The sequence below is a fragment of the Amycolatopsis tucumanensis genome (genome assembly GCF_021654135.1).
Classification (GTDB): domain Bacteria; phylum Actinomycetota; class Actinomycetes; order Mycobacteriales; family Pseudonocardiaceae; genus Amycolatopsis_E; species Amycolatopsis_E tucumanensis.
Window position 1 is genome coordinate 1 of record NZ_JAKGSD010000069.1, and the last position, 25,046, is coordinate 25,046.

At 72.9% G+C, this 25,046-nt stretch carries 25 protein-coding genes; 11 read left to right on the forward strand and 14 right to left on the reverse strand.

The annotated features are described in order from the left end of the window. Positions 1-118 precede the first annotated feature (118 nt). The 7 genes from L2C96_RS39205 to L2C96_RS39235 all read right to left on the reverse strand — a co-directional run bounded on the left by L2C96_RS39205 (position 119) and on the right by L2C96_RS39235 (position 7,773). Positions 119-1,504 carry a tryptophanase gene (locus L2C96_RS39205; protein ID WP_237339699.1) on the reverse strand — a complete coding sequence of 462 codons (1,386 nt, stop codon included), beginning with the start codon at positions 1,502-1,504 and terminating at the stop codon, positions 119-121. Between the two features lie 20 nt (positions 1,505-1,524). Then, positions 1,525-2,565, reverse strand: coding sequence for a tryptophan dimethylallyltransferase family protein (locus L2C96_RS39210; RefSeq protein WP_020422601.1), 1,041 nt, complete (start codon positions 2,563-2,565; stop codon positions 1,525-1,527). 468 nt (positions 2,566-3,033) lie between these two features. Then, the gene (locus L2C96_RS39215) at positions 3,034-4,197 is read right to left on the reverse strand and encodes a PP2C family protein-serine/threonine phosphatase (RefSeq protein WP_237339700.1); all 1,164 of its coding nucleotides are present in this window, start codon (positions 4,195-4,197) and stop codon (positions 3,034-3,036) included. Beyond that, positions 4,194-5,003 (reverse strand): alpha/beta fold hydrolase, encoded by an 810-nt coding sequence (locus L2C96_RS39220; RefSeq protein ID WP_308191227.1) that lies wholly within the window; start codon positions 5,001-5,003, stop codon positions 4,194-4,196. Before L2C96_RS39220 ends, L2C96_RS39215 begins: the two co-directional genes overlap by 4 nt. Positions 5,004-5,070: 67 nt before the next feature. Next, positions 5,071-6,546 carry a feruloyl-CoA synthase gene (gene fcs / locus L2C96_RS39225; protein WP_237339701.1) on the reverse strand — a complete coding sequence of 492 codons (1,476 nt, stop codon included), beginning with the start codon at positions 6,544-6,546 and terminating at the stop codon, positions 5,071-5,073. Further along, positions 6,546-7,409 (reverse strand): p-hydroxycinnamoyl CoA hydratase/lyase, encoded by an 864-nt coding sequence (locus tag L2C96_RS39230; RefSeq protein ID WP_237339702.1) that lies wholly within the window; start codon positions 7,407-7,409, stop codon positions 6,546-6,548. Before L2C96_RS39230 ends, fcs begins: the two co-directional genes overlap by 1 nt. Before the next feature lie 64 nt (positions 7,410-7,473). Continuing rightward, the gene (locus L2C96_RS39235) at positions 7,474-7,773 is read right to left on the reverse strand and encodes an ABC transporter permease (RefSeq protein WP_237339703.1); all 300 of its coding nucleotides are present in this window, start codon (positions 7,771-7,773) and stop codon (positions 7,474-7,476) included. Between L2C96_RS39235 and L2C96_RS39240 the strand changes: the two genes are divergently transcribed. From L2C96_RS39240 to L2C96_RS39250, 3 genes are read left to right on the forward strand one after another with little or no spacing between them, the layout of a single operon-like run. After that, positions 7,772-8,158 (forward strand): YchJ family protein, encoded by a 387-nt coding sequence (locus L2C96_RS39240; RefSeq protein ID WP_237339704.1) that lies wholly within the window; start codon positions 7,772-7,774, stop codon positions 8,156-8,158. The two genes, L2C96_RS39235 and L2C96_RS39240, sit on opposite strands and share 2 nt — an antisense overlap. Continuing rightward, positions 8,155-8,568 (forward strand): SRPBCC family protein, encoded by a 414-nt coding sequence (locus L2C96_RS39245; RefSeq protein WP_020422607.1) that lies wholly within the window; start codon positions 8,155-8,157, stop codon positions 8,566-8,568. Before L2C96_RS39240 ends, L2C96_RS39245 begins: the two co-directional genes overlap by 4 nt. 48 nt (positions 8,569-8,616) lie before the next feature. After that, positions 8,617-9,039, forward strand: a complete 423-nt coding sequence (locus tag L2C96_RS39250) for a hypothetical protein (protein ID WP_237339705.1) — start codon at positions 8,617-8,619, stop codon at positions 9,037-9,039. Between the two features lie 18 nt (positions 9,040-9,057). Here the strand turns inward: L2C96_RS39250 and L2C96_RS39255 are convergent, their stop codons facing one another. Both L2C96_RS39255 and L2C96_RS39260 read right to left on the reverse strand, forming a co-directional pair. Continuing rightward, the gene (locus tag L2C96_RS39255) at positions 9,058-9,936 is read right to left on the reverse strand and encodes a universal stress protein (RefSeq protein WP_237339706.1); all 879 of its coding nucleotides are present in this window, start codon (positions 9,934-9,936) and stop codon (positions 9,058-9,060) included. A gap of 95 nt (positions 9,937-10,031) precedes the next feature. Next, a complete protein-coding gene (locus L2C96_RS39260; RefSeq protein WP_237339707.1) occupies positions 10,032-10,595 on the reverse strand; it encodes a TetR/AcrR family transcriptional regulator in 564 nt (187 codons plus the stop codon). A gap of 113 nt (positions 10,596-10,708) precedes the next feature. Here L2C96_RS39260 and L2C96_RS39265 point away from each other — a divergent pair, with 113 nt between their 5' ends. From L2C96_RS39265 to L2C96_RS39275, 3 genes are read left to right on the forward strand one after another with little or no spacing between them, the layout of a single operon-like run. Then, entirely contained in the window at positions 10,709-11,917 is a 1,209-nt protein-coding gene (locus L2C96_RS39265) for a thiolase family protein (RefSeq protein WP_020422611.1), read from the forward strand. A gap of 5 nt (positions 11,918-11,922) precedes the next feature. Next, positions 11,923-12,618, forward strand: a complete 696-nt coding sequence (locus L2C96_RS39270) for an SDR family oxidoreductase (RefSeq protein ID WP_237339708.1) — start codon at positions 11,923-11,925, stop codon at positions 12,616-12,618. Between the two features lie 10 nt (positions 12,619-12,628). Then, positions 12,629-13,123 (forward strand): DUF4232 domain-containing protein, encoded by a 495-nt coding sequence (locus L2C96_RS39275; protein ID WP_237339709.1) that lies wholly within the window; start codon positions 12,629-12,631, stop codon positions 13,121-13,123. On the opposite strand, the gene L2C96_RS39280 is transcribed toward L2C96_RS39275, so the two are convergent. The 3 genes from L2C96_RS39280 to L2C96_RS39290 all read right to left on the reverse strand — a co-directional run bounded on the left by L2C96_RS39280 (position 13,120) and on the right by L2C96_RS39290 (position 16,589). Continuing rightward, complete coding sequence (locus L2C96_RS39280; RefSeq protein WP_237339710.1) at positions 13,120-14,247, reverse strand: L-talarate/galactarate dehydratase; 1,128 nt, start codon at positions 14,245-14,247, stop codon at positions 13,120-13,122. The two genes, L2C96_RS39275 and L2C96_RS39280, sit on opposite strands and share 4 nt — an antisense overlap. Further along, complete coding sequence (locus L2C96_RS39285) at positions 14,244-15,617, reverse strand: MFS transporter (RefSeq protein WP_237339711.1); 1,374 nt, start codon at positions 15,615-15,617, stop codon at positions 14,244-14,246. The genes L2C96_RS39280 and L2C96_RS39285 overlap by 4 nt, the downstream gene beginning before the upstream one ends. A gap of 99 nt (positions 15,618-15,716) precedes the next feature. Then, a complete protein-coding gene (locus L2C96_RS39290; RefSeq protein ID WP_237339712.1) occupies positions 15,717-16,589 on the reverse strand; it encodes a LysR family transcriptional regulator in 873 nt (290 codons plus the stop codon). A 103-nt stretch (positions 16,590-16,692) separates the two neighbouring features. On the opposite strand from L2C96_RS39290, the gene L2C96_RS39295 reads away from it, so the two are divergent. From L2C96_RS39295 to gudD, 4 genes are read left to right on the forward strand one after another with little or no spacing between them, the layout of a single operon-like run. Beyond that, on the forward strand, positions 16,693-18,024 hold the full coding sequence (locus tag L2C96_RS39295) for an MFS transporter (RefSeq protein ID WP_237339713.1): 1,332 nt from the start codon (positions 16,693-16,695) through the stop codon (positions 18,022-18,024). Continuing rightward, positions 18,021-18,950: a 5-dehydro-4-deoxyglucarate dehydratase gene (kdgD, locus tag L2C96_RS39300; protein WP_237339714.1), complete on the forward strand. Its 930-nt coding sequence runs from the start codon at positions 18,021-18,023 to the stop codon at positions 18,948-18,950. Before L2C96_RS39295 ends, kdgD begins: the two co-directional genes overlap by 4 nt. Next, the gene (locus L2C96_RS39305) at positions 18,950-20,521 is read left to right on the forward strand and encodes an aldehyde dehydrogenase (NADP(+)) (protein WP_237339715.1); all 1,572 of its coding nucleotides are present in this window, start codon (positions 18,950-18,952) and stop codon (positions 20,519-20,521) included. The genes kdgD and L2C96_RS39305 overlap by 1 nt, the downstream gene beginning before the upstream one ends. A gap of 12 nt (positions 20,522-20,533) precedes the next feature. Further along, entirely contained in the window at positions 20,534-21,853 is a 1,320-nt protein-coding gene (gene gudD, locus L2C96_RS39310; RefSeq protein ID WP_237339716.1) for a glucarate dehydratase, read from the forward strand. A gap of 396 nt (positions 21,854-22,249) precedes the next feature. On the opposite strand, the gene L2C96_RS39315 is transcribed toward gudD, so the two are convergent. Beyond that, positions 22,250-23,116 carry an SMP-30/gluconolactonase/LRE family protein gene (locus L2C96_RS39315; protein WP_237339717.1) on the reverse strand — a complete coding sequence of 289 codons (867 nt, stop codon included), beginning with the start codon at positions 23,114-23,116 and terminating at the stop codon, positions 22,250-22,252. A gap of 60 nt (positions 23,117-23,176) precedes the next feature. Then, positions 23,177-24,190: a helix-turn-helix transcriptional regulator gene (locus L2C96_RS39320; RefSeq protein WP_237339718.1), complete on the reverse strand. Its 1,014-nt coding sequence runs from the start codon at positions 24,188-24,190 to the stop codon at positions 23,177-23,179. Positions 24,191-24,278: 88 nt separating this feature from the next. Between L2C96_RS39320 and L2C96_RS39325 the strand changes: the two genes are divergently transcribed. Beyond that, positions 24,279-24,725 carry a cupin domain-containing protein gene (locus L2C96_RS39325; protein ID WP_237339719.1) on the forward strand — a complete coding sequence of 149 codons (447 nt, stop codon included), beginning with the start codon at positions 24,279-24,281 and terminating at the stop codon, positions 24,723-24,725. Positions 24,726-25,046 lie beyond the last annotated feature (321 nt).

Sequence of the window (25,046 nt, forward strand, 5' to 3'; positions counted from 1 at the left end):
CCTTGACCCGGTGGCTCGGCAACCGATTTGGCTGGGGATCGGGTTGCGGGAGGGGGATGGTCCGTGGGGTTGTCCCGTTTCGTTGCCGGCCTGCGGACAGGAAACCGCGTGCGCGCGCCTAGGAAACCGCCCGGGGCACCTGCCGAAGCTTCAGGTTGAAGTGCCGCAACAGCTGCGGCGCATGCGTGACCCGGTACTCCGGCACCGACTCGGGGTTCTTCGCGATCGACGCCAGCACGTCGGCCACGTACTCCAGGTGCGCCAGCGTGTACGTCCGCCGCGGAATGGCCAGTCGCACCAGCTCGAACGGCGCCGGGGTGATCAGGTTGTGCTCGTCGTCGAAGGTGCCCAGGTACAGCGACCCCAGTTCGGCGCACCGGATGCCGCCCGCCAGGTACAGTTCGCACGCCAGCGCGTGCCCGGGGAAGCCGTGCGGCGGCATGTGCTGCAGCAGCCGCCCGGCGTTCAGGTACAGGCCGTGCACCCCCGCCGGCTGGACGATGTCCACACCGGCCTCGTTGATCAGCCGCGCGAAGTGCGCGGTCTCCTCGGCCCGGTTCCGCAGGTAGTCCGGGTCCACGACCTCCTGCAGGCCTTGCGCGACGCGCTCCAGGTCGTGCCCGCCCAGGCCGCCGTACGTGCGGAAACCCTCGGTGGCGATGAGGATCGCCTCGCACTGCTTGGCCAGCTGCTCGTCGCGCACGCCGATCGCCGCGCCCATCGGCGAGATCGCGTCCTTCTTCAGGCTGGCGACGAAACCGTCGGCGAGCGCGAACGTCTCCTGCGCGACCTCCTTCGGCGTCTTGCCCGCGTAACCGTCCTCGCGCTGGGTGATCAGCCATGAGTTCTCCGCGAACCGCGCCGCGTCGAGGAAGAACGGGACCCCGAACCGGTCGCACAACGCGCGCACGGCCTTCAGGTTCGCCATCGACACCGGCTGCCCGCCGCCGCCGTTGTTGGTGATCGTGATCAGCACCTGCCCGACCCGGGAACCGTCCGGACCGGACAGCGTCTCCTCGAGCGCACCGAGGTCGATGTTGCCCTTGAACGGATCCCGGCTGTCCAGGTCGGCCGCTTCCGGGCACGGCAGGTCCCGCGCTTCGGCGCCGGCCAGCTCCACGTTCGCCCGCGTGGTGTCGAAGTGCGTGTTGGACAGCGAGATCTGCCCCGGCTTCAACGCGGTGGAGAACAGGATCCGCTCCGCCGCCCGGCCCTGGTGCACCGGGAACAGGTGCGGGAACGACGTCAGGTCCTCCAGCGCCGACTTGAACCGGAACCACGAGTCCGAACCGGCGTAGGAACGGTCGGCCGCCGCGGCGCCGGCCTCCTGCGCGGCGGACACCGCGCCCGTGCCGGAGTCGGTCAGCAGGTCGATCGTCACCATGTTCGCGGGCAGGTCGAACATGTTGTAGCCGGCGCGGGCAAGCGCTTCCTCCCGCTCCTCCCGGGTCGTGATCGGTATCGCCTTGACAACCTGGACCCGGTACGGCGGGAACGACTTCATGCTGGCTTCTTCCTCCCAGATCAGAACGTGGCCGAGGCGCTGACGCGCCCGCGCGGCGCCTGCACGGCGTAGGCCTCGGACGAAAGATATACCGTCGTCCCCGACCCGAACCGGCCGAGACGCAGGGAAACGTGCGCGATGAGGCCCACACCGGCGCCCGCGGGGCGGCTCGTCACCGCGGCGATCGCCCGGTCCAGCTCCGCGGACGGCAACCCGGACCGCGCGAAGTGGGCGAGCACGTGCTCACGCGCCACGGCGTCGTCCGGGACGTAGTCGCGGATCGGCAAGTAGAGGCTGTAGTTGCCGGGACGGCCCGCGCCTGCCTCCACGAAGGAGTAACTGGAGATCAGCGGCCGTCCGGCGTACGGGCCGGGGCCGCCGCCCGCGGTCGCCAGGAAATCGCGCACCGTCAACGGGTCCACGCCCTCCACGGCTCCGGCCGCTCGTTCCACCGTGGCCGAGTCCGCCGAGTCGTGCGAGATGTACAGCTTGACCCGGGACAGCGGCCCGTCGTCGAGATCGAGCGCGAAGAACGAGAACTGGTCGGCGGCGCCACGCCGCAGCGCGTGCTCGGCGACCGTGTCGTACGCGTCGCTCAACCCGAGGCGCCGCAGGCCTTCGGCGACGAGCCCGGGCGCCGCGCCCTGCCCGCGCACCTGCGGGTTGAAGTAGACCTTCAGCGCGGGCGCCCGGCCGGGCCGCAGGATCACCGAGAACCACAGCGTGAACTTCCCCTGTGGCCGGTCGACGAGGAACAGGTCCTCGACCGCGGCGAACCGGTCCAGCCGAAGATCGAACCGTTGCGCCATGTGGGTGAGAAAGCGCTTCGCCGCTTCGATGTTCGCTGCGGGGCCGGGGTTTTCCGCTATGGTCTCGCCGAGGATCCGCACCGCGCGGTCGCCGCTCTCGTCGAACGCGACGGAGAACTCCACGGGGGTCGCGTCGTCCGCGACGTCGGAAGGCCACAGCGGCGGCTCGGTCAGCGGGCGGCGGCCGGCCGCACCGAGGAGCTCCCGCAGCACGTCGACGGCATCGCTGCCGCCGCCGGGAAAGCCTGCCACCCTGCAGAGTTCTCCGAGCTGTCTCCGGGCATGGTCGAATAGGGTCACAGGGGCGACGTTCACACTCACTCCGACGGTCTGGCGAGCAACTGCTCGACTAGGCGGGGGACAGACCGTCGACCAACATAACGTCATCTTTCCAGCGAGACGTACCGCTGGAGGAGTGATCTTGGCCGCACGGTCAGTCACCGGACGCCCGCCGCTCCCCTGGTTCGCTGCCACGGCACGGTTTTCGCGCCCGGTGCGCGCGCAACCGCCGCCACGGCAAGCGATCCGACCGGGCGCGAGCTGGGAAAACGCTTACCGGATGCGATCCACGTCACTTCTCCGACAATGTCCACAATAGACAATCAGGAGCAGTGCGCAAGCGGCCGTTCGGCCGGACACCGGAAGCGACCACCCGTCTAGAACAGTGTTCACCTGGTCAGCGGAGTGTCACGAGTGGCCTCGATGGCCCGGAATCCCGGCTCAGCGCGGCACCGTGAGCACCAGCGCGGCGGTGTCGTCGGTGACCCCCTGGTCGAGGTCCGAGAGCAGCCGTCCGAGGCGGTCGACGATCGCGTCCGCGTCCAGGCCCGCGAAGCCCGACGCCGCGCTCGCCAGCCGCCCCTCGCCGACGAGCGCGCCCCGTGGGTCCCTGGCCTCGATCAGCCCGTCGGTGTAGAGAAACAACGCGTCGCCCGGCCCGAGGCGGGTGCCCGCGGTCGTCACGCACGCGTCCGGGAACACCCCGAGCAGCCGGCCGCCCGGCGTGTCCATCGGGTGCACCGCGCCGTCCGCCGTGATGTGCAGCGCGGGCGGGTGGCCGCCGGCGGCCAGTTCCACCCGGAACCCGTCGCCGTCCGGCTCGATCAGTCCGAACAGGACGGTGCAGAAGCGGCCCTCGGGAGCGCGGTAGTCCTGCAGCAGCACCGCGTTGAGCGTGCGCAGCACCGAGCCGGGGTCGGGCTCCTGCACCGCGGCCGCCCGCAGCGTGTAGCGCGCGAGCGAGGTGAGCACGGCCGCCTCGGCGCCCTTGCCGCACACGTCGCCGATGAAGAACGCCCACCGTCCCGGGCTCAGCGGGAACAGGTCGTAGAAGTCGCCGCCGATCATCTCCGTCGGCGCCGCCCGGTAGTACCCGGCGGCGCGCAACCCGGGCACTTCGGGCAAACCCGGCGGCAGCAAGGTCTCCTGGAGCGTCCGGGACAACCGGGCCAGCCGCTCGCGCTCCCGGTCGGCCTCCTCCCGCGTGCGCAGCAGCTCGCGCTCGTAGGCGCGCCGGTCCCGGGCGTCGAACACCGTGGTGCGGATGCCGGTGACCCCGTCCGGCCCCGCGCGCAGCGTCGAGTTGACCAGCACCGGCAGCCGTGTGCCGTCGGCGGCGACCAGGTCCAGCGCGATCTCCCGCACCTCGGACTGCATCCGCAGCAGCGGCGCGTAGTGCGTCTCGTGGTAGAGCCGCCCGCCCGCGGTGAGCAGGTCGCTGAACCGGCGGCCGGCCAGCTCCTCGGCCCCGTAACCGAGCCAGTTGAGCAGGGTCGCGTTGACCCGCACGATCGTCCCGTCGGGCCGGGTCGAGAGGTATCCGCAGGGCGCGTTGTCCCACAGGTCGTCGGCGGCGGCCCCGGGCAGCACCTCCGGCTCCGTCACCGCGTGCCGCGGCCGGCCAGGAACGCCCCGATGGCGGCCGTGGTCAGGTCCGGGTCGCTCAGGTGCGGGCAGTGCCCGTTGACCTCCAGCACGACCAGTTCGCTGTCCGGCAGCTGCTCGTGCACGTACTCGCCGACCGGCACCGGCGCGATCGCGTCGTGGCGGCTCTGCAGGACGAGGCTGGGCACCTGCACCTTCGCGAGGTCGTCCCGGTTGTCGGACAGGAACGTGACGCGCGCGAACTCGCGGGCGATGCGCGGGTCGGTGCGGCAGAAGCTGTTGGTCAGCTCGGCGCCGAGGTGGGGCCGGTCCGGGTTGCCCATGATGACCGGCGCCATCGCCGCCGACCAGCCCAGGTAGTTGCTGTCCAGCGAGTCGAGCAGCTCGTCGATGTCGGGCCGGGTGAAGCCGCCGGTGTAGCCGTCGTCGTCGAGGTAGCACGGCGATGGGCACACCATGACCAGCCCGGCGAACCGCGACGGCTCCCGCGCGGCGGCCAGCACGCCGATCATCGAGCTGACCGAGTGCCCGACGAACACCACGTCTTCGAGGTCCAGCTCGGCGCAGATCTCCAGCACGTCGTCGGCGTAGCCGTCGAGCGTGGCGTAGCGCTCGGGCCGCCAGGCGCCCAGGTCGGAGCCGCCGGCGCCGACGTAGTCGAACAGCACCAGCTGGTAGTCCGGTTCGAAGGCGGGCGTGACCAGCCGCCACATGGCCTGGTCGCAGCCGAACCCGTGGGCGAACACCATCGGCTGCCCGCCCGGCCGCCCGGCCACGGTCACCGCGTTCCTCGTCCGGATGTCCACTGCCGCCAGCGTAGCCGCCACCTGCCGTCGCGGCCGCCCGAGCAGGAGGCCGCGCCGGATGCGGGGGTCAGCCGAAGCGGCGGCGGACCTCGCCCTTGAGGATCTTGCCGGAGCCGGTCGTGGGCAGCCGGTCGGTGAACTCGACCGACTTGGGCACCTTGTACCCGGCCAGCCGGGTGCGCAGCCAGGCCAGCAGCTCGTCGCCGTCGATGCGGCTCCCGTCGGCGGGCACGACGACCGCCTTGCCCACCTCGCCCCAGCGCGGGTCCGGCACGCCGATCACGGCGCACGCCTCCACACCCGGGTAGCCGTACAGCTCGTTCTCCACCTCGGCCGGGTAGATGTTCTCCCCGCCGGAGATGATCATGTCCTTGAGCCGGTCGACGACGTGGAAGTACCCGTCGCCGTCCACGGTGGCCACGTCGCCGGAGTGGAACCACCCGTCGCGCAGCACCTCGGCGGTCGCCTCCGGCCTGCCCCAGTAGCCCTTCATCACGTTCGGCCCGCTGACCACGATCTCGCCCTTCTCCCCCGGCGGCACCGGCTCGCCGGACGGGCCGGCCAGCCGCACGTCGGTGAAGAACGAGGGCACCCCGGCGGAGCCGATCTTCTCCGCGACGTGCGCGCGGTCGAGGACCAGCACGCCCGGCGCGGCCTCGGTCATGCCGTAGCCCTGCACGAACGCGAGCCCGCGGTCGAGGTAGCGGCCGGCGAGGTCGGCGGGCACCGGCGCCCCGCCGCACAGCAGGGTCCGCAGGCTGGACAGGTCGGCGCTGTGCCACCGCGGGTGCGCGGCGATCGCCTGGTACATCGTGGGCACGCCGAACACGAGCGTGACCCCCTCCTGTTCCACCGCGGACAGCACGGCGCCGGGGTCGAACGCGGAGTGCAGGATCACCGTGCCGCCCTTGAGCAGGGTGGGCAGGCACACCATGCCGAGCGCGGCGGCGTGGAACAGCGGCGCGGCGACCAGTGCCCGCTCGTCGCTCGCCAGATCGGTCTCCACCAGGACGTTGACGCAGTTCCAGGTGAGGTTGCCGTGGGTGAGCATCGCGCCCTTGGGGCGTCCGGTGCTGCCCGAGGTGTACATCAGCAGGCACACGTCGTCGAGGCCGACGGGCAGGTCGGGCGGCTCGTCGTCCGCGACGTCCAGCTCGCCCGCGGGCACGCGCAGCAGCCGGTCGGCGGCGAGCGCCGCGACCGTCTCCGCGTGCTCCGGGGTGTGGATCAGGACCGACGCGCCGGAGTCGGCCAGCGCGTGGTCCAGTTCCGGGACGCCCAGCCGGAAGTTCAGCGGCACGAACACCGCGCCGGCCTGCCCGCACGCGAACAGGGTCTCCAGGTAGGCCGGGTGGTTCGGCCCGAGGTAGGCCACCCGGTCGCCGGGGCGGACCCCGGCGGCCCGCAGCCCGTTGGCGAGCCGCGCGACGCGGCGGGACAGCTCGGCGTAGGTCAGCGCCGTCCCGCCGTGCCGGACGGCTGTCGCGTGCGGGCTCATCCTGGCGCGGCGCACCGGCCAGGAGCCCAGACCCTGGTTGCGCACTACTTCTCCGGGTCGAAGGCGCTCAGGCCGGGCCGGTAGGACTTCTGGTCGAGGAACTGGGTCAGCCCCTTGGCGCGGGCGCCCGCCTTGTCGGCGAACTGCGACTGGTCGAGCTTGGCGTAGAGGTAGTCCTCGGCCTGCTCCCAGGGCATCTCCTGGGCGATCTTGTACCCGGTCTTGGCCGCGTGCAGGACCACCTGGTTCATCGACGCGAGCTTCAGCGCCACCTCGCGGGTGCGCTCCCGCAGCCGGTCGGCGGGCAGCGCCTCGTTGACCAGGCGCATCTCCGCCGCGCGACGGCCGTCGAAGGGCTCACCGGTCATGATGTAGTACAGCGCGTCGCGCTGCGGCACGGTCGCCGCCAGCGCCCGGCTGACCACGCCGCCCGGCGGGATGCCCCAGTTGACCTCGGACAGCCCGAACTGCGCGTCCTCGTCGGCGAAGGCCAGGTCGCAGGCCACCAGCGGGGTGAACGCGCCGCCGAAGCACCAGCCGTTGACCATCGCGATCGTCGGCTTGCTCCAGTTCGCCAGCCGCTTCCACTGCCACTCCGCGCTGGCCCGCCGCACCTTGATCTGCACGGCGGTGCTGCCGGTGGCGTCGACCTCGCGGAAGTACTCCTTGAGGTCCATGCCCGCGGAGAACGACTCGCCCGCGCCGGTCAGCACCAGCACCCGGCAGCGGTCGTCGCCCTCCAGGTGGTCCAGCACCCGCACCATCTCGTCGTTCAGGGCGGGGTTCATGGCGTTGCGCTTGTCCGGCCGGTTGAGCGTGACCCAGGCGATGCCTTCGTCGAACTCCACCAGAACCGTCTCGCCCCACGGCTCCGTCCGGACCCGCCCGTTGCCGACCGCTGTGCTCATCCATCGCTCCCTATATCAGTAGTTCTGATATAGGGATAGCAAGAGCGGGCCGACGGCGTCAAGGTCAGATGGATCGCAAGGCCTCCGTCGGCGCCATCCGGGCGGCGCGGATCGCCGGGAGCAGGCCGGCCAGCGCGCCGATCAGGACGGCGGCGACCAGCCCGCCGAGCGCGGCCAGCAGCAGCGCCTCGGACAGGAACCGCCGAGCCCGGTGAACAGGCCGTTCGGCGCTGACTGCGCCGCCGGCCGCGCCTCCAGCGGACTGAGGGTGACGGGCTCGGGCGCGACGCGCCGGTGAGCGCGGTTGCCGCGACCGGGCGGCGCCTTCCCGGGGGCCGCGGCCGGTGCGGACAATCGGGGGCATGAGGTGTCCCTGCGGGTCCGGTGAGACGTACGACAACTGCTGCGCGCCCCTGCACCGCGGCGAGTCCGCGGCGCCGACCGCCGAACGGCTGATGCGCTCGCGGTTCAGCGCGTTCGCCGTCGGGGACGTCGACTACCTGCTCGCCAGCTGGCACCCGGACACCCGCCCGCCCACGATCCGGCTCGACCCGGACCAGCGCTGGACACGGCTGGACGTGCTGGCCACGACCGGCGGCAGTCCGTTCCACACCGACGGCACCGTCGAGTTCCGCGCCCACTACCGCACCCCGGACGGGCCCGGCTCGCTGCACGAGGACAGCGAGTTCACCCGCGTGGACGGCCGCTGGGTGTACACGCGGCCGCGGCGGGTAGCCCGCGGGGCATGACCGAGTTCGAACGCGAACGCGCCATGCCGGCCCCGGCCGAGCGGGTGTTCACCGTGGCCGCCGACGTGAACCGGCTCGACGAGTGGCTGCCCGGCGTGATCACCGTCCACCCGGCCGAGCCCGAGGGCGTGGACGTCGACGTGCACGACCCGGCAGGCGAGTACGAGGCGCCCGGCGTGCTGGGCGCGCGCCGCGAGCAGCTGCGGCTGGAGTGGGGCCGCCGCGGCAGCGCCGACTACAGCGGCTGGCTGCAGGTGTCCTCGGCCGAGGGCGGCTCCAGCTACGCCACGCTGCACCTGTCCTTCCACGGCGACCAGCCGGCCGCCCACGGCGGCAGCGCCGCCGACGACGTCGAGCGGCGGCTGGACGAGTCGCTGGACCGGCTGGCGAACCTGGTGTCGGCGAGCTGAACCCCGTCCGGGTGATACGTTTCCTCCCGATCACCCGGAAGAGGTTCGATGTCCCGCAGATCCTGGCCGCGCCCGGCGCTCGCCGTCCTCACGCTCGCGACCGGCGCCGCCGGGATCGTGACGGTTTCGCTCGCGTCACCCGCTCCCGCGCCGCCCGCGCCCGCCGAGGCGCGCCCGGCCGCCACGACCGTCGCCCCACCGCCGCCGGCGACCGTGGTCGCGCCCGTCGTGGAGGTCACCCCGGCGCCGTCCGCAACGAGCACCGTGAGCACCACGCGCACCCGCACCACGACGAGCCGCACCCGCTCGGCGGTGACCACCCGCGAAACCGACAGCGACGAGGTGGCCCGGCAGCGGGCGATGGAACCGCACCCCCGCCCGCCGCTGAGCACCTACACCCCGTCCACTGAGGACACGAGGCCGCCGATCGTCATCGGCCCGACCTCGACCGTCCGGACGACGCGCTCCTGAGCCGCCGGATATAAGTCGTTATACGGCGTCCGGGCGCACGATCATCACCGGGCACTGCGCGTGGTGGACGAGCGCCTGGCTGGTCGATCCCAGCAGCAGGCCGCGGAACCCGCCCCGGCCGCGGCTGCCGACCACGACCAGCTGCGCCCGCGTGCTCCAGCTGAGCAGCTGGTGCCGCGGCCGGTCCCGCGCGACGACCCGCTCCACGACCACGTCCGGGTACTTCTCCTGCCACCCCGCCAGCTGCTCGGCCAGCAGCCGCTGCGCGTCCTGCTCGATCTCGGGCCAGTCGACCAGGAACGGCACCGTGCCCGGATGCCCCGCGACGTCGGCGTCGGCCCACACGTGCACCGCGACCAGCGGCACACCGCGCCAGGACGCCTCCTCGAACGCCGTCGCGAGCGCGCGCTCGCTGGTGGCGCTGCCGTCGACGCCCGCCACCACCGGCCCCGTCGCCTCGTCCCGGCCCCGGACCACCACCACCGGGCAGCGGGCGTGCGCGGCGACCTCGACGGTCGTCGAGCCCACCACCATCCCGGTGAAACCGCCGGTGCCGGAACAGCCCAGCACCACCGTGCGGGCCGTGCGGGACGCCTCGATCAACGCGACCGGACCCGCTTCCTGCAGCTTCCCGGCGGTGATCGTCAGCTCGGGCCCGCCGATCTCCCGCGCGGTGCGCACGGCGGCGGCGAGCAGGTCGTCGGCCGCCTTCACGAACGCTTCGTAGGCCTCGTGCAGCACCGGCAGCCCAGCGCCGTAGAAGCCGGCCATCGGCGCGAACCCGTGCACGATGTGCAGCGGCTCGTGGCGCCGCGCGGCCGTGCGCGCCGCCCAGCGCAGCGCCCGGTCCGCCTCGTCCGAGCCGTCCACGCCGACGACGATCGCGTTGCTGTCCATCAGTTCCTCCACCAGGTCGGTCCGGAACCGACGCTAGGCGAGCGCGCCCGCCACGACAGCGGGCCATGGTCACCGGCGGCGGGGACTTCCGGCCCTCACCGGGCCGCCGCGATGGCCTCCCGCACCATCTCCGGCGCGATGTCGGCGGCCCGCTCCCGGAACCCGCTCGCGTACAGCCCGTCGATGATCAGCCACACCCGGTCCGCCAGGCCCTCCGCATCGGCCACGCCGGTCTCCCGCGCCAGGCGGCCGACCAGCTCGCGCGTCTGCTCCAGGTACTCGCGCGCCATCCGCTCCGGCTGCTCGTCACCGGCCGGGAACTCGGTGAGCAGGTTGCGGAACGGGCAGCCGCGGAAGTCCGGCCGCCGCATCCGCCCGGCGACCTCCGCGACCAGGGCCACCAGCCGGTCGGCCGGGTCGTCGCCCGCGTCGCGCAGCGCCGCGGCCTCCGCGCGGTCCCGCCACTCCCGGAACCGGCCGAGGTAGGCCGCGACCAGGTCGGTCTTGCTGGGGAAGTGCGCGTAGAGCAGGTTCTTCCCGCAGCCGACCTCGCCGATGATCCGGCTCATCCCGACCGCGCGGATCCCCTCGGTGTAGAAGAGCGCGGTCGCCACGTCGAGGATCCGCTCCCGCGTTCCCGGTGCTGCCGTGCGTGCCATGTGTCGAGGATAACGGACCGATCGGTCCGTGCGCCGTTGACAGGCCTGTGATCAGCGGCGCATGCTCGGACCGACCGGTCCGGGACCGATCGGTCCGCAGAAGGGAGCACACCATGAGGGACGCCGTCATCGTCGAGGCCGTCCGCACCCCCGTCGCCAAGGGCAAGCCGACCGGCGCCTACGCCGCGGTGCACCCCGTCGAGCTGCACGCCCACGTGCTGCGCAGCGCCGTGGAACGCGTGCCGGGACTCGATCCGTCCGAAGTGGACGACGTCATCGGCGGCGCCGTCGGCCAGGTCGGCGAGCAGAGCGGGAACACCACCCGGTTCGCGGCGCTGGCCGCGGGCTTCCCCGAATCGGTCGCCGGCGTCACCGTCGACCGCCAGTGCGGCAGCAGCCAGCAGGCGCTCAGCTTCGCCGCGCAGGGAATCGTCGCGGGCGCCTACGACATCGTCCTCGCCTCCGGTGTCGAGTCGATGAGCCACGTGCCGATCGGCAGCTCGGCCAACGTCGACGGCGTGCGGGCCGACGTGTGGGGCCCATCGGTCGAGAAGCGCTACCCCGGCGGGCTCATCCCGCAGGGCGTGGCGGCCGAGCTGATCGCCCGCAAGTGGAACCTGTCCCGCACGCAGCTGGACGAGTTCGCGGTCACCAGCCACGAGCGGGCGGCCGCCGCGTGGCGCGACGGCCACTTCGCGGGCCAGGTCGCGCCGCTGAAGGTCACCGCCGCCGACGGCACGGTCACGCAGCTGGACGTCGACGAGACCATCCGGCCCGGGACCAGCCTGGAGGTGCTGGCCGGGTTGCGCCCGGCGTTCGCGCACGAGCACTGGACCGCGCGGTTCGGCGAGATCGACTGGAAGGTCACCGCGGGCAACTCCAGCCCGGTCAACGACGGCGCGGCCGCGCTCGTGCTCACCACCAGCGAGATCGCGCGGCAACGCGGGTGGCGGCCGCGGGCGCGGATCCACACCGCGACGGTCACCGGCGACGACCCGATCTACATGCTGACCGGCATCATCCCGGCCACCGCGAAGGTGCTCGCGCGCGCCGGACTGTCTGTTTCGGACATCGACGCGTTCGAGGTCAACGAGGCGTTCTCCTCGGTCGTGCTCGCCTGGCTCGCCGAAACCGGCGCGGATCCGGCGAAGGTCAACGTCGACGGCGGCGCGATCGCGATCGGGCACCCGCTGGGCGCGAGCGGCGCGCGGCTGGCCACCACCCTGCTCGGGGTGCTGGAGCGCACCGGCGGCCGGTTCGGCCTGCAGACCATGTGCGAGGCCGGCGGCACGGCCAACGCGACCATCATCGAAAGGATTTGAGGACAGTGGAAATCGCCGGTTCGATCGCGCTCGTGACGGGCGCCAACCGCGGTCTCGGCCGCGTGCTCACGACCGCTCTCCTCGACCGCGGCGCGAAGACCGTCTACGCGGCGGCCCGAAACCCGGAGAGCATCACCGATCCGCGGCTGACGCCGGTCCGGCTCGACGTCACCGACCCCGCGTCGGTCGCGGCGGCGGCGGAGCTCGCGGGCGACGCCACGCTGGTGATCAACAACGCGGGGGTCGGCAGCAACGGCTCACTGCTGACCGCGCCGGACCTGGACGCGGCCCGGAAGGTGCTGGAGACCAACTTCTTCGGCCCGGTCCACGTCTCGCGCGCGTTCGCGCCGGTCCTCGGCGGCAACGGCGGCGGCGCGCTGGTCAACGTGCTGTCGGTGCTGTCCTGGGTGGCGCTGCCGGCGGCCGCGGACTACAGCGCGGCGAAGGCGGCCGCGTGGTCGTTCACGAACTCCGCCCGCTGGGAACTGCGCGGGCAGGGCACGCTGGTGGTCGGGGTGCACGTCGGGTACATGGACACCGACATGGCCGCGCACGTCGACGGGCCGAAGGTGGCGCCGGAGGACCTCGCGCGGCAGGTGCTGGACGCCGTGGAGAGCGGTCAGGAGGAGGTTCTGGGCGACGAGCTGAGCCGCGGCGTGAAGGCCGGGCTCGCCGGACCGATCGGCGCGTTCGAGCGGTAACCTGCCCCGCATGGGGGGATTCCGGTTCGTGGTGCCCGTTCTGCTGTTCGGGGTGGCGGCGTGCTCGTCGCCGTCGCCGCCCCCACCCGCGCCGCCCGCGGACTGCGCCCGTTACGAGAGCGGGCCGGTGGAGCCGGCGCTCGGGCACCGGGCCGTCGTGCTGACGCTGACGAACTGCGGCACGGCGGAGCGTGCCGTGTCCGGCTACCCGGACGTCCAGGTCCTCGGCCCGGAGGGCGAGGTGCTGGACGTCCGGGTGGAGCGCGGCTCGTCGTACATGGCGATCGACCCCGGGCCGGGAACCTTCGCGCTGGCGCCCGGGAAGTCCCTGGTGACGGTGGTGTCCTGGGCGAACACGGTGACCGACGGCGAGGTCGTGACCGGTTCGGCGCTCACCGTGGCGTCGAAGCCCGGCGAAGCGCCGCGACAGCTGCCGGTGGAAACGGACCTGGGCACGACGGGCGAGATCACGGTGACCGCCTGGGCGACGGAGCCGGCCCGCTAGACGCGAACCTCGTCGCGCGCCACCGTCCACGCGCGGGCCTGCTCGCTGATCGTCACGCCCAGCCCGGGGCGGCCGGAGAGGTGCATGCGCCCGCCGGAGATCTCCAGGTGCTCGTCGAACAGCGGGTCCAGCCATTCGAAGTGCTCGACCCACGGCTCGCGCGGGTAGGCGGCCGCCAGGTGGATGTGGACCTCCATCGCGAAGTGCGGCGCCAGCCCGAGGTGCGCGTGGTCCGCCAGCGCCATGACCTTGAGGAACTGGGTGATGCCGCCGACGCGCGGCGCGTCCGGCTGCACGATGTCCGCGCCGCGGGCCCGGATCAGCTCGGCGTGCTCCCCCGCGCTCGCGAGCATCTCGCCGGTCGCGATCGGGGTGTCGAACGCCGCCGACAACTGCGCGTGCCCCTCGAAGTCGTAGGCGTCCAGCGGTTCCTCGATCCACACCAGGTCCAGCGGCTCCAGCGCGCGGCACATGCGCCGCGCCGCCGCGCGGTCCCACTGCTGGTTGGCGTCGACCATCAGCGGGACGTCGCCGATCTTCTCGCGCACCGCCGTCACCCTGGCCAGGTCGACCTCGTGCGACGGGTGGCCCACCTTGATCTTGATGCCGCCGATGCCCCGATCGACCGACTCGGCGGCGCGCTCGACGACCTCCTCGATCGGCGCGTGCAGGAACCCGCCGGAGGTGTTGTAGCAGCGCACCGAATCCCGGTGCGCGCCGAGCAGTTTCGCCAGCGGCAGACCGGCCCGCTTGGCCTTGAGATCCCAGAGCGCGACGTCGAACGCCGCGATCGCCTGCACGGACAGACCACTGCGCCCGACCGACGCGCCCGCCCACACCAGCTTGTCCCAGATCTTGGCGATGTCACTGGGATCCTCGCCGAGCAGCACCGGCGCGATCTCACGGGCGTGCGCGAACTGGCCGGGGCCGCCCGCCCGCTTCGAATAGCTGAACCCGACGCCCTCCAGACCGTTCTCGGTGGTGATCTCGGCGAACAGCATCGCCACCTCGGTCATCGGCTTCTGCCGCCCGGTGAGGACCTTCGCGTCGCTGATCGGGGTCGCCAGCGGCAGCGTCACGGACGAGATCCGGACGCGGCTGACGCGGTCGAGGGTGGCGCTCATGCGGTCTGCTCCCTGGTGTCGAACTCGATGCGCTTGATCTTGCCCATCACGGCGAACCCGATGAGGGCGAGGACACCGTGCGCGGCGACGAACCACAGCGCGGTGTCGAACGAACCGGTGGCCTGCACGGTGTAGCCGATGACGATCGGCGTGACGATGCCCGCCGCGTTGCCGAAGGCGTTCATCGTGGAGCCGACGAAGCTGGTCGCCTGCGGCGGCGCGATGTCGGTGGTGATCGCCCAGCCGAGCGCGCCGAGCCCCTTGCCGAAGAAAGCCAGCGTCATGATCGCGACGATCAGCGCGCTGCTGTCGGTCAGGCTGCACAGGGCGATGCTGGTGGCCAGCGCCATCCCGGTCACGGACGGGATCTTGCGCGCCGCGGTGAGCGAGGCCCCGCGGCGCAGCAGGGCGTCCGAGACGAAGCCGCCCGCCAGTCCGCCGGCGAACCCGCACAGCGCCGGCAGCGCGGCCACGAAACCGACCTCCAGCAACGACAGCCCCCGCCCCTCGACCAGGTAGACCGGGAACCACGTGATGAAGAAGTAGGTGAGCGCGTTGACCGCGTACTGCGAGATGTAGACGCCCCACAGCGGCCGCGTGGAGAAGATCTTCGCGATCGTGCGCCGGTCCAGCGGTGCGCGTTGTTCGGCCCGGGTGCGCGCGTCGTCGAGGTCAACCAGCGCGCCGCCGGTGGTCATGGTGTCCAGTTCGGCCGCGGTCACGCGGCGGTGGTGGCGCGGCGAGTCCATCCAGCGCGACCACACCACGGCGAGCGTCAGCCCGAGCACGCCGAGCATGACGAACACCCAGCGCCAGCCGAACTCGTGCGTGATCCACCCCATCACCGGGGCGAACAACGCGGTCGCGAAGTACTGCGCGGAGTTGAACACCGCGGTGGCCCGTCCGCGTTCGGCGGTCGGGAACCAGGTGGTCGCCACGCGCGCGTTCGCCGGGAACGCCGGCGACTCGAACACACCCAGCAGCAGCCGGAGCGCGAACACGATGGTGACCGCGACCAGCACCGGCGTGGTGATCAGGCCGACCAGGCTGATGGCGGCGGTCACGACCGTCCACAGCGCGAGGCTGAGCGCGTAGATCCGGCGTGCGCCGAAGCGGTCCAGCAGCACGCCGCCGGGCAGCTGCCCGAGCACGTACGCCCAGCTGAAGGCGGAGAAGATGTAGCCGAGCTGGACCGTGCTGAAGCCGAGCTCGGCCGAGATGCTGCTGCCGGTGATCGACAGGCTGCTGCGGTCGGCGTAGTTGATCGCGGTGATGATGAAGATCAGGGTGAGAACCAGGTACCTGGTGGGAATGCGGCGGCGTCCGGTCGCGGTGCTCGCCACCGCCGGCGCCGTCTCGGTTTCCGACATCGTCGTCCTCCTGCGTTGGAGCGTGTCAGGAGGTTAGGGCGGCTCACTGATGCCCGTCCAAGACTGTTTGGACATGGCGCGATACCCGGACGGTATCGCTCACTCCAGCACCGCCAGCACGGTGCTCAGCGCCGGGTTCGTCGATTCGCGCGACCACAACAGGTTCAGCTCGACGGGCTGGTCCGGGAGGCCGTCGATCTCGGCCCACGCCACCCCCTCGATCTGCATGCGGGTGGCCGATTCCGGCACGAACGCGATGCCGCGCCCGGCCGCGACGAGCCAGATCATCGTCTGGATCTGGCTGACCTCGTGGACGACGTTGCGGTGCGCGACCGGAATCAACCGGACGATCAGGTCGTAGAAGTACCGCGCCTTGACCGGCGAGTGCATGATCAGCGGCTCGCTGGCGAGTTCGGCTGCGGGCACCGGCCCGGCGCCGGCCAGCCGGTGCCGGGCCGGCACGCACAGCACGAGCCGTTCGCGGTGCAGCGGGCGCGAGGCGAAGGTCGCGGTGTCGAACGGCGGGCGCGCCAGCCCGAGGTCGATCTCGCCGTTGGCCAGTGCGGCGACCTGTTCCCCGGTGACCATTTCGGACAGTTCCACGCGCAGGTCCGGCAGCTGCCCCGCGATCGTGTTGAGCACGCGGCCGAGCACCCCGAAGGCCGAGGCCCCGGTGAAGCCGATGCGGATCGAGCCCGCCCGGCCCGCGGCGATGCGCCGTGCCAGGTCGGGGGCGCGCCCGGCGAGCGCGAGCAGCCGCCGCGCGTCGACCAGGAACGCCTCCCCGGCGGCGGTGAGCCGCACACCGCGGCTGTCCCGGTCCAGCAGCTGCGCGCCGACCGCCCGCTCCAGCTTCTGGATCTGGCGGCTCAGCGGGGGCTGGGTCATGGACAGGCGCTCGGCGGCGCGGCCGAAATGACGCTCCTCGGCGACGGCGACGAAGCCCTCGAGCTGGCCGAACGAGAACTCCATGCCGGGAAGGTATCACCGGATGCAAGAACGGTGTTGGACTGGTATCGCTGCGGGCACCTACCGTCGGGGAGCCGGACACCCCCGTTCCCCCGAGAGGTCACCGATGTCCTCCCTCCCCGCCAGCGGTCGGCTGGACACCGCGGTCGGCAAGGTCTTCCGCCGCGTGGTCCCGCTGTTCGTCGTGATGCTGATCTGCAACCAGCTCAACCGCTCGAACATCGGGTACGCCCAGGAGCACCTCGAAGCCGACGTCGGCATCGGCGCGGCCGCCTACGGCCTCGGCGCCGGCCTGTTCTTCATCGCCTACGCGATCTTCGAACTGCCCAGCAACATGCTGATGGAGCGCTACGGGCCGAAGATCTGGCTGACCCGGATCATGGTCAGCTGGGGCCTGGTGTCCGCCGCGATGGCGTTCGTCCAGGGGCCGGCGTCGTTCTACGTGCTGCGCTTCCTGCTCGGCGCCGCCGAAGCCGGGTTCTTCCCCGCCATCATCTACTTCTTCTCCCGCTGGCTGCCCTCGTCGCACCGCGGCCGGGCCACCGCGTTGTTCGTGGCGGGCTCGTCGATCGCCGCCGCGTTGTCCGGTCCGTTGTCCGGGCCGCTGTTGTCGCTGCACGGCTTCCTCGGCGCGGCGGGCTGGCAGTGGCTGTTCGGGCTGGAGGGCCTGCTGTCGGTCGTGGTAGGCCTGATCGCCTACACCCGGCTGGACAGCCGGATCACCGACGCGAAGTGGCTGACCGGGCCGGAGCAGCACGCACTGGCCGCGGCCATCGAGCAGGAGGACGAGGCGCGCCGGTCCACCGCCACCGGCCGGGTGTCGCGCTGGCGCCTGCTGGTGCAGCCGCAGATCCTGGTCTTCTGCGTGATCTACTTCGCGATCCAGCTGTCCATCTACGCGAACACGTTCTGGCTGCCGAACATCGTCCGCCGCATCGAGGGCACCAACGACATCACCGTCGGACTGCTGTCGTCGCTGCCGTGGATCTGCGCGGTGGTCGCGATGTACTTCACCGGGCGCGCCTCGGACCGGCTGGGCCGCAGCAAGCCGCTGCTGGTCGGCGCGCTCGTCGTCGCCGCGGCGGGCACCTACCTCGCGGCGGTGGTGTCCCCCGTGCTCGCGCTGGTGTTCCTGTGCGTCGCGGCGATGGGCTTCAAGAGCGCCAGCCCGCTGTTCTGGACCATCCCGCAGGGCAGCGTGCACCCGCTGGCGCTGGCGTCCGCGGTGGCGATCATCAACTCGCTCGGCAACCTCGGCGGGTTCGTCGCGCCCTACGGCTTCGGCCTGATCAAGGAGGCGACCGGCGAGGTGACCTGGGGCCTGTACGCCCTGGCCGCCGCGTGCCTGGCCGCCGCCGTCCTCGTGCTGTTCCTGCGCCGCGACCGCGTCGTGGCGCCCCCGGTAACCCTCCGAGAAACCGCTGGAGACAAGTCATGACGTTCACCCCGACCGAGCTCGCCCGGCGGCTGGGCTCAGGCCTGCTGTCGTTCCCGGTCACGCACTTCGACCGCGAGCTGAACTTCGACGAGCCCGCCTACCGCGACAACATCGCCCGGCTGGGCAAGTACGAAGTGGCCGGGCTGTTCGCGGCGGGCGGGACCGGGGAGTTCTTCTCGCTCACCCCGTCCGAAGTGGACCGTGTGGTGCGGGCCGCGGTGGCGAGCGCCCCGGAGGACACGCCGATCGTCGCCCCGGCCGGGCAGAGCACCGCGGCCGCGGTCGAGTTCGCCCGCGCCGCCGAGCGGGCCGGCGCGGACGGCCTCCTGCTGTTCCCGCCCTACCTCACCGAGGCGCCCCAGGACGGCCTCGCCGCGCACGTGCGCGCGGTCTGCGCGGCCACCTCGCTCGGTGTGATCGTCTACAGCCGGGCCAACGCGAAGTACACCGCGGAGACCGTGGCCGACCTGGCGGAGAGCTGCCCGAACCTGGTCGGCTACAAGGACGGCGTGGGCGACGTCGAGGCCATCACGAAGATCCACGCGCGGCTCGGCGACCGGCTCACCTACATCGGCGGGCTGCCCACCGCCGAGACGTTCGCGCTGCCCTACCTGGAGCTGGGAGTCACGACCTACTCGTCGGCGATCTTCAACTTCGTGCCGGAGTTCGCGCTCGCCTTCTACGCGGCGGTGCGCGCCGAGCGGCGCGACGACGTGCGGCGCATGCTGAAGGAGTTCGTCCTGCCCTACGTCGAGATCCGCAACCGGAAGGCCGGGTACGCGGTGAGCATCGTCAAGGCGGGCATGACCGCGACCGGCCACCCGGCAGGCCCGGTCCGCCCGCCGCTGACCGACCTCGCGCCGGACGAGCTGGCCACCCTGACCGAGTTGATCGCGCTGATCGAGCCGATGGGGGCGGTGGCCTGATGCTGACCGGCGAGATGTTCATCGGCGCGGCACGGGTGAGCGGCTCCGGCAAGGAGGTGTTCTCCCGCGACCCGCGCACCGGCGAGGAGCTGGCGCCCGGCTACCGCTACGGCGGCGCGGCGGAGGTCGCGCGGGCGGCGGCGCTGGCCGAGGACGCGTTCGACGTCTACCGCGCCACCGGCTCGGCGACGCGGGCGGCGTTCCTGGAGCGGATCGCGGACGAGATCACCGCACTCGCTGAACCGATCGCCGACCGGGCGGTGCTCGAGTCGGGCCTGCCGCAGGCGCGGCTGACCGGCGAGGTCGCGCGCACCACGGGGCAGCTGCGGCTGTTCGCCGCGACGCTGCGCGAGGGCAGCTGGCACGGCGCGCGCATCGACCCGGCCCAGCCGGACCGCACTCCCCTGCCGCGCGCGGACATCCGGCAGCGGCGGGTGCCGCTCGGACCGGTCGCGGTGTTCGGCGCGAGCAACTTCCCGCTGGCGTTCTCCGTCGCCGGTGGCGACACGGCCTCCGCGCTGGCCGCGGGCTGCCCGGTGGTGGTCAAGGCGCACGACGCGCACCTCGGCACGTCGGAGCTGGTCGCGTCCGCGGTCCGGGCGGCGGTGGTGGCGTGCGGGCTGCCCGAAGGCGTGTTCTCGCTGCTCGTCGGCGACGGGCCGGAGCTGGGCACGATGCTGGTGACCGATCCGCGGATCCAGGCGGTCGGCTTCACCGGATCGCGGGGCGCGGGGCTGGCGCTGGTCGCCGCGGCGGCCTCACGGCCGCAGCCGATCCCGGTGTACGCGGAGATGAGCAGCGTGAACCCGGTGGTGCTGCTGCCGGGTGCGCTGGCTTCGCGCGGTGCCGAGCTGGGCACGGCGTTCGTCGGGTCGCTGACGCTGGGCGCGGGCCAGTTCTGCACCAACCCCGGTCTGGTCCTGGCGGTCGAGGGGCCTGGGCTGGACGAGTTCGTCACCGCGGCGGCCGAGGCCGTGCGGGGCGACGCGGGCGGGACGATGCTGACGCTCGGCATCGCCGGTGCGTACGCCAGCGCCCGGGACCGGTTGGCCGGCCGTCCCGGTGTCGTCGAGCTGGCGCGCGGCGAGGCGGGCTCGTCGGCCGCCTGCGGTGGCGCGGCGCTGCTGACCGTGGACGGGTCGCGGTTCACGGCCGAGCTGCAGGAGGAGGTGTTCGGCGCGACCTCGCTGGTGGTGCGGTGCGCCGACCAGGCCGAGCTGCTCGGCGTGCTGCGGACGCTGGAGGGGCAGTTGACGGCGACCGTGCACGCCGTGGAGTCCGACGAGCCGCTGGCCGCCGAGTTGCTGCCGGTGCTGGAACGCAAGGCCGGGCGGATCCTGTTCAACAGCTGGCCCACCGGTGTCGAGGTCGGGCACGCGATGGTGCACGGCGGGCCGTTCCCGGCGACCTCCGACTCCCGCACCACCTCGGTCGGTTCGCTCGCGATCGAGCGGTTCCTGCGCCCAGTGGCCTACCAGGACGTGCCGGCCGCGCTGCTGCCCCCGGTGTTGCGGGACGGCAACCCGGAAGGCGTGTGGCGCAGGATCGACGGCGAGCTCTCGCGCGACTAGGAAGGCTTCGAGATGACCGTTCCCGTGGTGACCGCGATGCGGGTGGTGCCCGTCGCGGGCCAGGACAGCATGCTGCTCAACCTCAGCGGCGCGCACGCGCCGTTCTTCACCCGGAACCTGGTGGTGCTCACCGATTCCGCGGGCCGCACCGGGGTCGGCGAGGTACCCGGCGGCGAGCGCATCCGGTCCACTTTGGAGGATTGCGTGCCGCTGGTGGTGGGGCGGCCGGTGAGCCACCACCACGCGGTGCTGGGCGAGGTGCGGCGCCGGTTCGCCGACCGCGACGCCGGCGGCCGCGGCGCGCAGACGTTCGACCTGCGCGTGACGATCCACGCGGTGACGGCGCTGGAGGCCGCGCTGCTGGACCTGCTCGGGCAGCACCTGGAGGTGCCGGTGGTGGACCTGCTGGGCGAGGGGCGGCAGCGGGACCGGGTGCCGGTGCTGGGTTACCTGTTCTACGTGGGCGACCGGACGCGGACCGACCTGCCGTACCGCGGTGGGTCCGGTGACGGGTGGTTCCAGGTGCGGGACGAGGAGGCGCTGACGCCGGAGGCCGTGGTGCGGCTGGCGGAGGCGGCGCAGGCGCGGTACGGGTTCCGGGACTTCAAGCTGAAGGGCGGGGTGCTGCCCGCCGAGGAGGAGGCGGAGGCGGTGCGGGCGCTCGCCGAGCGGTTCCCGGAGGCGCGGATCACGCTGGACCCCAACGGCGGGTGGCTGCTCGCGGACGCGATCCGGGTCGGCCGGTCGCTGCGGGACGTGCTGTCCTACGCCGAGGACCCGTGCGGCGCGGAGGGCGGCTACTCGGGCCGGGAGACGATGGCGGAGTTCCGGCGCGCGACGGGCCTGCGCACCGCGACGAACATGATCGCCACGGACTGGCGGCAGCTGGGGCACGCGGTGCGGATGGACGCGGTGGACATCCCGCTGGCGGACCCGCACTTCTGGACGATGGCGGGCTCGGTGCGGGTGGCGCAGCTGTGCGACGCGTGGGGCCTGACGTGGGGTTCGCACTCGAACAACCACTTCGACGTGTCCCTGGCGATGTTCACCCACGTGGCGGCGGCCGCGCCGGGCGACATCACGGCGATCGACACGCACTGGATCTGGCAGGACGGGCAGCGCCTGACGACGGACCCGCTGCGCATCAAGGACGGCGAGATCGAGGTGCCGCAACGGCCGGGGCTCGGGGTGGAGCTGGACTGGGACCAGGTGGAGCAGGCGCACGAGCTGTACCGCCGCCACGGCCTGGGCACCCGCGACGACGCGGCGGCGATGCAGTACCTGGTGGAGGGCTGGACCTTCGACCCGAAGCGGCCCTGCCTGGACCGCTGATTCTGCGCCGCTTCCTCCCGCCACCCCGGCTCGACCACGAGCGGCGGCACACCAAGGGCCGCCCCGGGGCGCCCCGCACCACCATGGGCGGCACCCCAGCGGCCGCCCCCGAGGCGACCCCGCCCGACCAACACCCAGCCCCACCACGGCTGGCACGCCACGGGCCGCCGCCGGGTCGGCCTGGCCCTGGCACGCCACAGGCTGCTGCTCCGGCCCGGCGGTTTGCCCACCTCCGCCACAGGTGGCACGTCAAGGGCCGCCCGGGGCGACCATCGCCCGGCTTTACCCCGAGTGGCACGTCAGGGCTGCTCCGGGCCGGCCCGCGCCGCCGGCCCGGAGCAGCCCGGCGGGGGCGGCGGCCCCGTCTCGACCGCCGTCTCCGCGCTGGCGCCTCCGTCAGAAACCCTCCACGAACCGGCGCGGCGGTATGCCGCGCACACCCACCTCCGCCCGGTACAGCAGACCGCCGTCGCCGTCCTGGCGGGCGCTCGTCACGTACAGCACGTCCAGGTCCGGCCCGCCGAACACGCAGCTCGTCGGGCACGCCGCCGGCACGTCGACCGTCATCAGGCGCTCCCCGGACACCGGGTCCAGCCGCCACACCTGGCCGGCGCCCCAGATCGCCACCCACAACCCGCCTTCCGCGTCGACCGTCAGCCCGTCCGGCAGCCCGACCCGCGGCGACACGTGCCGCAGCACCCGGCGGCCCGACACCTCGCCGGTGGCCGGGCGGTAACGCCACGCCGCGATCTCCCCGGCCGCCGTGTCGACGTGGTACAGCACCTGCCCGTCGGGCGACCAGTCCAGTCCGTTCGACATCCCCAGCCCCCGCACCGCGACCGCGACACTGCGCCCCGCGACGCAGAACAACGCGCCGATCCGCCGGTTGTCGTGCGTGGCCGAACCGGCCCAGCACCGGCCGCGCGGGTCGATCGCGGCGTCGTTCATGCGCGCGCCCGGCTCCAGCGGCAGCTCGATGACCGGCGACGTCCGGCCCGAGCGCGGGTCCAACCACGCCAGGCCGCGTTCGGTGACCGCCAGCAGGTCGTCGCCGGGGCCGAGCTCGACCGCGCTGACCCGGACGTCCAGCCCGACCGACACCCCCGACCCGGACGGCGTGACGTTGTGCAGCCGCAGACCGGGGATGTCGACCCAGTACAGGACGCCCGACGGATCCCACAGCGGCGACTCGCCGAGTTCGCTCACCGCGGTGGTCACGCTCTCCGCCGGGCACAGGACCGGGCTGCGCTCGGAACCGATCATGAGACCTCGACTTCGGTAGGTTTCACTAGCCGAATAGCATATCTCAATCTGCGGATTGCGCTAGCCCCTGAGGCGGGCCGCCAGCTCTCCCCTGCTCCGCACGCCCGCCTTGACGAAGACGGCCTTGAGGTGGTCCTGCACCGTGTGCGCCGAGATCCCGAGCGCGTCCGCGATGTCCACAGTGGACAAGCCGGTGAGCACCTCGCGGCAGATCTCGCGTTCGCGCGGGGTGAAGCCGTAGGCCGCGAACAGCAGGTCCACCAGCACGTCGCCGCTCGCGCGTTCCAGGGTCACGACGGTTTCGTCGTCGTCGGAGACGAGCCGGGCGGCGCGCAGCAGGATCCACCCGCCCCGTGAATCGCGGATGCGGGCGCCGAACGTGCCGGACGGCGCAGCCCGGGCGCCGCTGACCACCGCCCGCACCATGACCGCGAACCGGCCGGGGGCGATGTCGTCGAGTTCGTCGCGCCATGCCCGCGCGGCGGCGGTGGCCGCGCGGGGCTCGCCGTCCGCGGTGACCACGACGATCGCCGGCCGCTCGGGCCCACCGCCGCCCGCGCGAGCGGCGACGCGGGTCGCGCAGGCCAGTGCCGGCGCCACGGCCGTGAGGAACTCGGCCTCGCGGTCGGTGAAGTCGGTCGTGCGGACCATCCCGGCCGCACCCCAGCACACGCCGTCGACGCGGAAGACCACGCGCAGCTCGTGGTGCAGTCCGAGCGGGCACCACACGTCGTTGACGCGGCTGCTGCGCTCGCGGTCTCGGCGGGGCAGGTCGGACAGCCGCGCCACCGGCGACGGGCGCCGGGCGAGCTCGGCGAACGTGTGCGGCTCGGTGCCGTCGTACTCGCAGGCGGCGAGCACCGGCTCGAAGTGCGCCGGGATGCGGGCGGCGCCGCTGGTCATCGAGCTGATGACGACGGTGTGCGGGTCGAGCGAGGCCCAGCAGGTCAGGTCGGTGGGCACGACGCGGCCGACCACCTCGATGGCGGCCGCGTGCAGGTCCGCGACACCGAGGCCCGCCTCGGCGAGTGCCGCGATGCCGCGTCGGGCGCCGTGTGCCCGGCCCTCCCACATGCCCGGCAGTATGCGCCCGCGGCGGCGGCCGCGGGTATCCCACATTTCCGGGATGGCCCGGGTGGGTGGCGCGTCGTTGGCTGGCGGCATGAAAACGCACACCAGCACCGCGGGCGAGGGCCAGGAGCTGCACTCGCCCGACGCGATCATCACCGTGAAGGCCGGGGCCGAGCACACGGGCGCCTACGAGCTGTTCGAGGTCGACGCGCCGCGCGGGCCCGCGGTGCCCCCGCACGGGACGCCGTGGCCGAAGGCGTACTACGTGCTGCACGGCCGGATGGCGGTCCTCGTCGACGGTGAGATCCACGACCTCGGGCCGGGCGCGTCCATCACGGTGCCGGCCGGGGCGATGCACACGTTCACCGTGCACACGCCGGCGGTGAAGTTCCTGGCGTTCAGCCCGGGGGCGCAGATGGGCCGCTTCTTCCGGGACGTCGACCAGGCGGTGCCCGCCGACACGCCGGTGGCCGAGGCCGCGCCACTGCTCACCGAGGTGCTGCACCGGCACGGCATCGTGCTGGAGGACTGGCGATGAGCCGCGACACGATGCCTTCCGGCCGCGCACCTGCCACCGCGGCACGCGCTGGCACCGGCGGTCCGGCACTGCCCAGCCGCACACCTGCCACCGCAGCACGGGCTGCGACCGGCGGTCCGGCACTGCCCGGCCGCACACCTGCCACCGCAACACCCGCTGCCACCGGCACTCCGGCACTGCCCAGCCGCACACCCGCCACCGCAACACCCACTGCCACCGGCACTCCGGCACTGCCCAGCCGCACACCCGCCACCGCAACACCCACTGCCACCGGCACTCCGGCACTGCCCAGCCGCACACCCGCCACCGCAACACCCACTG

Coding starts and splice junctions, on each gene's coding strand:
- L2C96_RS39205 (WP_237339699.1), bottom strand. CDS start 1,504: ATGAAGTCGTTCCCGCCGTACCGGGTCCAGGTTGTCAAGGCGATACCG.
- L2C96_RS39230 (WP_237339702.1), bottom strand. CDS start 7,409: ATGAGCACAGCGGTCGGCAACGGGCGGGTCCGGACGGAGCCGTGGGGC.
- L2C96_RS39240 (WP_237339704.1), top strand. CDS start 7,772: ATGAGGTGTCCCTGCGGGTCCGGTGAGACGTACGACAACTGCTGCGCG.
- L2C96_RS39235 (WP_237339703.1), bottom strand. CDS start 7,773: ATGCCCCCGATTGTCCGCACCGGCCGCGGCCCCCGGGAAGGCGCCGCC.
- L2C96_RS39245 (WP_020422607.1), top strand. CDS start 8,155: ATGACCGAGTTCGAACGCGAACGCGCCATGCCGGCCCCGGCCGAGCGG.
- L2C96_RS39250 (WP_237339705.1), top strand. CDS start 8,617: ATGTCCCGCAGATCCTGGCCGCGCCCGGCGCTCGCCGTCCTCACGCTC.
- L2C96_RS39255 (WP_237339706.1), bottom strand. CDS start 9,936: ATGGACAGCAACGCGATCGTCGTCGGCGTGGACGGCTCGGACGAGGCG.
- L2C96_RS39260 (WP_237339707.1), bottom strand. CDS start 10,595: ATGGCACGCACGGCAGCACCGGGAACGCGGGAGCGGATCCTCGACGTG.
- L2C96_RS39265 (WP_020422611.1), top strand. CDS start 10,709: ATGAGGGACGCCGTCATCGTCGAGGCCGTCCGCACCCCCGTCGCCAAG.
- L2C96_RS39275 (WP_237339709.1), top strand. CDS start 12,629: ATGGGGGGATTCCGGTTCGTGGTGCCCGTTCTGCTGTTCGGGGTGGCG.
- L2C96_RS39280 (WP_237339710.1), bottom strand. CDS start 14,247: ATGAGCGCCACCCTCGACCGCGTCAGCCGCGTCCGGATCTCGTCCGTG.
- L2C96_RS39285 (WP_237339711.1), bottom strand. CDS start 15,617: ATGTCGGAAACCGAGACGGCGCCGGCGGTGGCGAGCACCGCGACCGGA.
- L2C96_RS39290 (WP_237339712.1), bottom strand. CDS start 16,589: ATGGAGTTCTCGTTCGGCCAGCTCGAGGGCTTCGTCGCCGTCGCCGAG.
- L2C96_RS39295 (WP_237339713.1), top strand. CDS start 16,693: ATGTCCTCCCTCCCCGCCAGCGGTCGGCTGGACACCGCGGTCGGCAAG.
- kdgD (WP_237339714.1), top strand. CDS start 18,021: ATGACGTTCACCCCGACCGAGCTCGCCCGGCGGCTGGGCTCAGGCCTG.
- L2C96_RS39305 (WP_237339715.1), top strand. CDS start 18,950: ATGCTGACCGGCGAGATGTTCATCGGCGCGGCACGGGTGAGCGGCTCC.
- gudD (WP_237339716.1), top strand. CDS start 20,534: ATGACCGTTCCCGTGGTGACCGCGATGCGGGTGGTGCCCGTCGCGGGC.
- L2C96_RS39315 (WP_237339717.1), bottom strand. CDS start 23,116: ATGATCGGTTCCGAGCGCAGCCCGGTCCTGTGCCCGGCGGAGAGCGTG.
- L2C96_RS39320 (WP_237339718.1), bottom strand. CDS start 24,190: ATGTGGGAGGGCCGGGCACACGGCGCCCGACGCGGCATCGCGGCACTC.
- L2C96_RS39325 (WP_237339719.1), top strand. CDS start 24,279: ATGAAAACGCACACCAGCACCGCGGGCGAGGGCCAGGAGCTGCACTCG.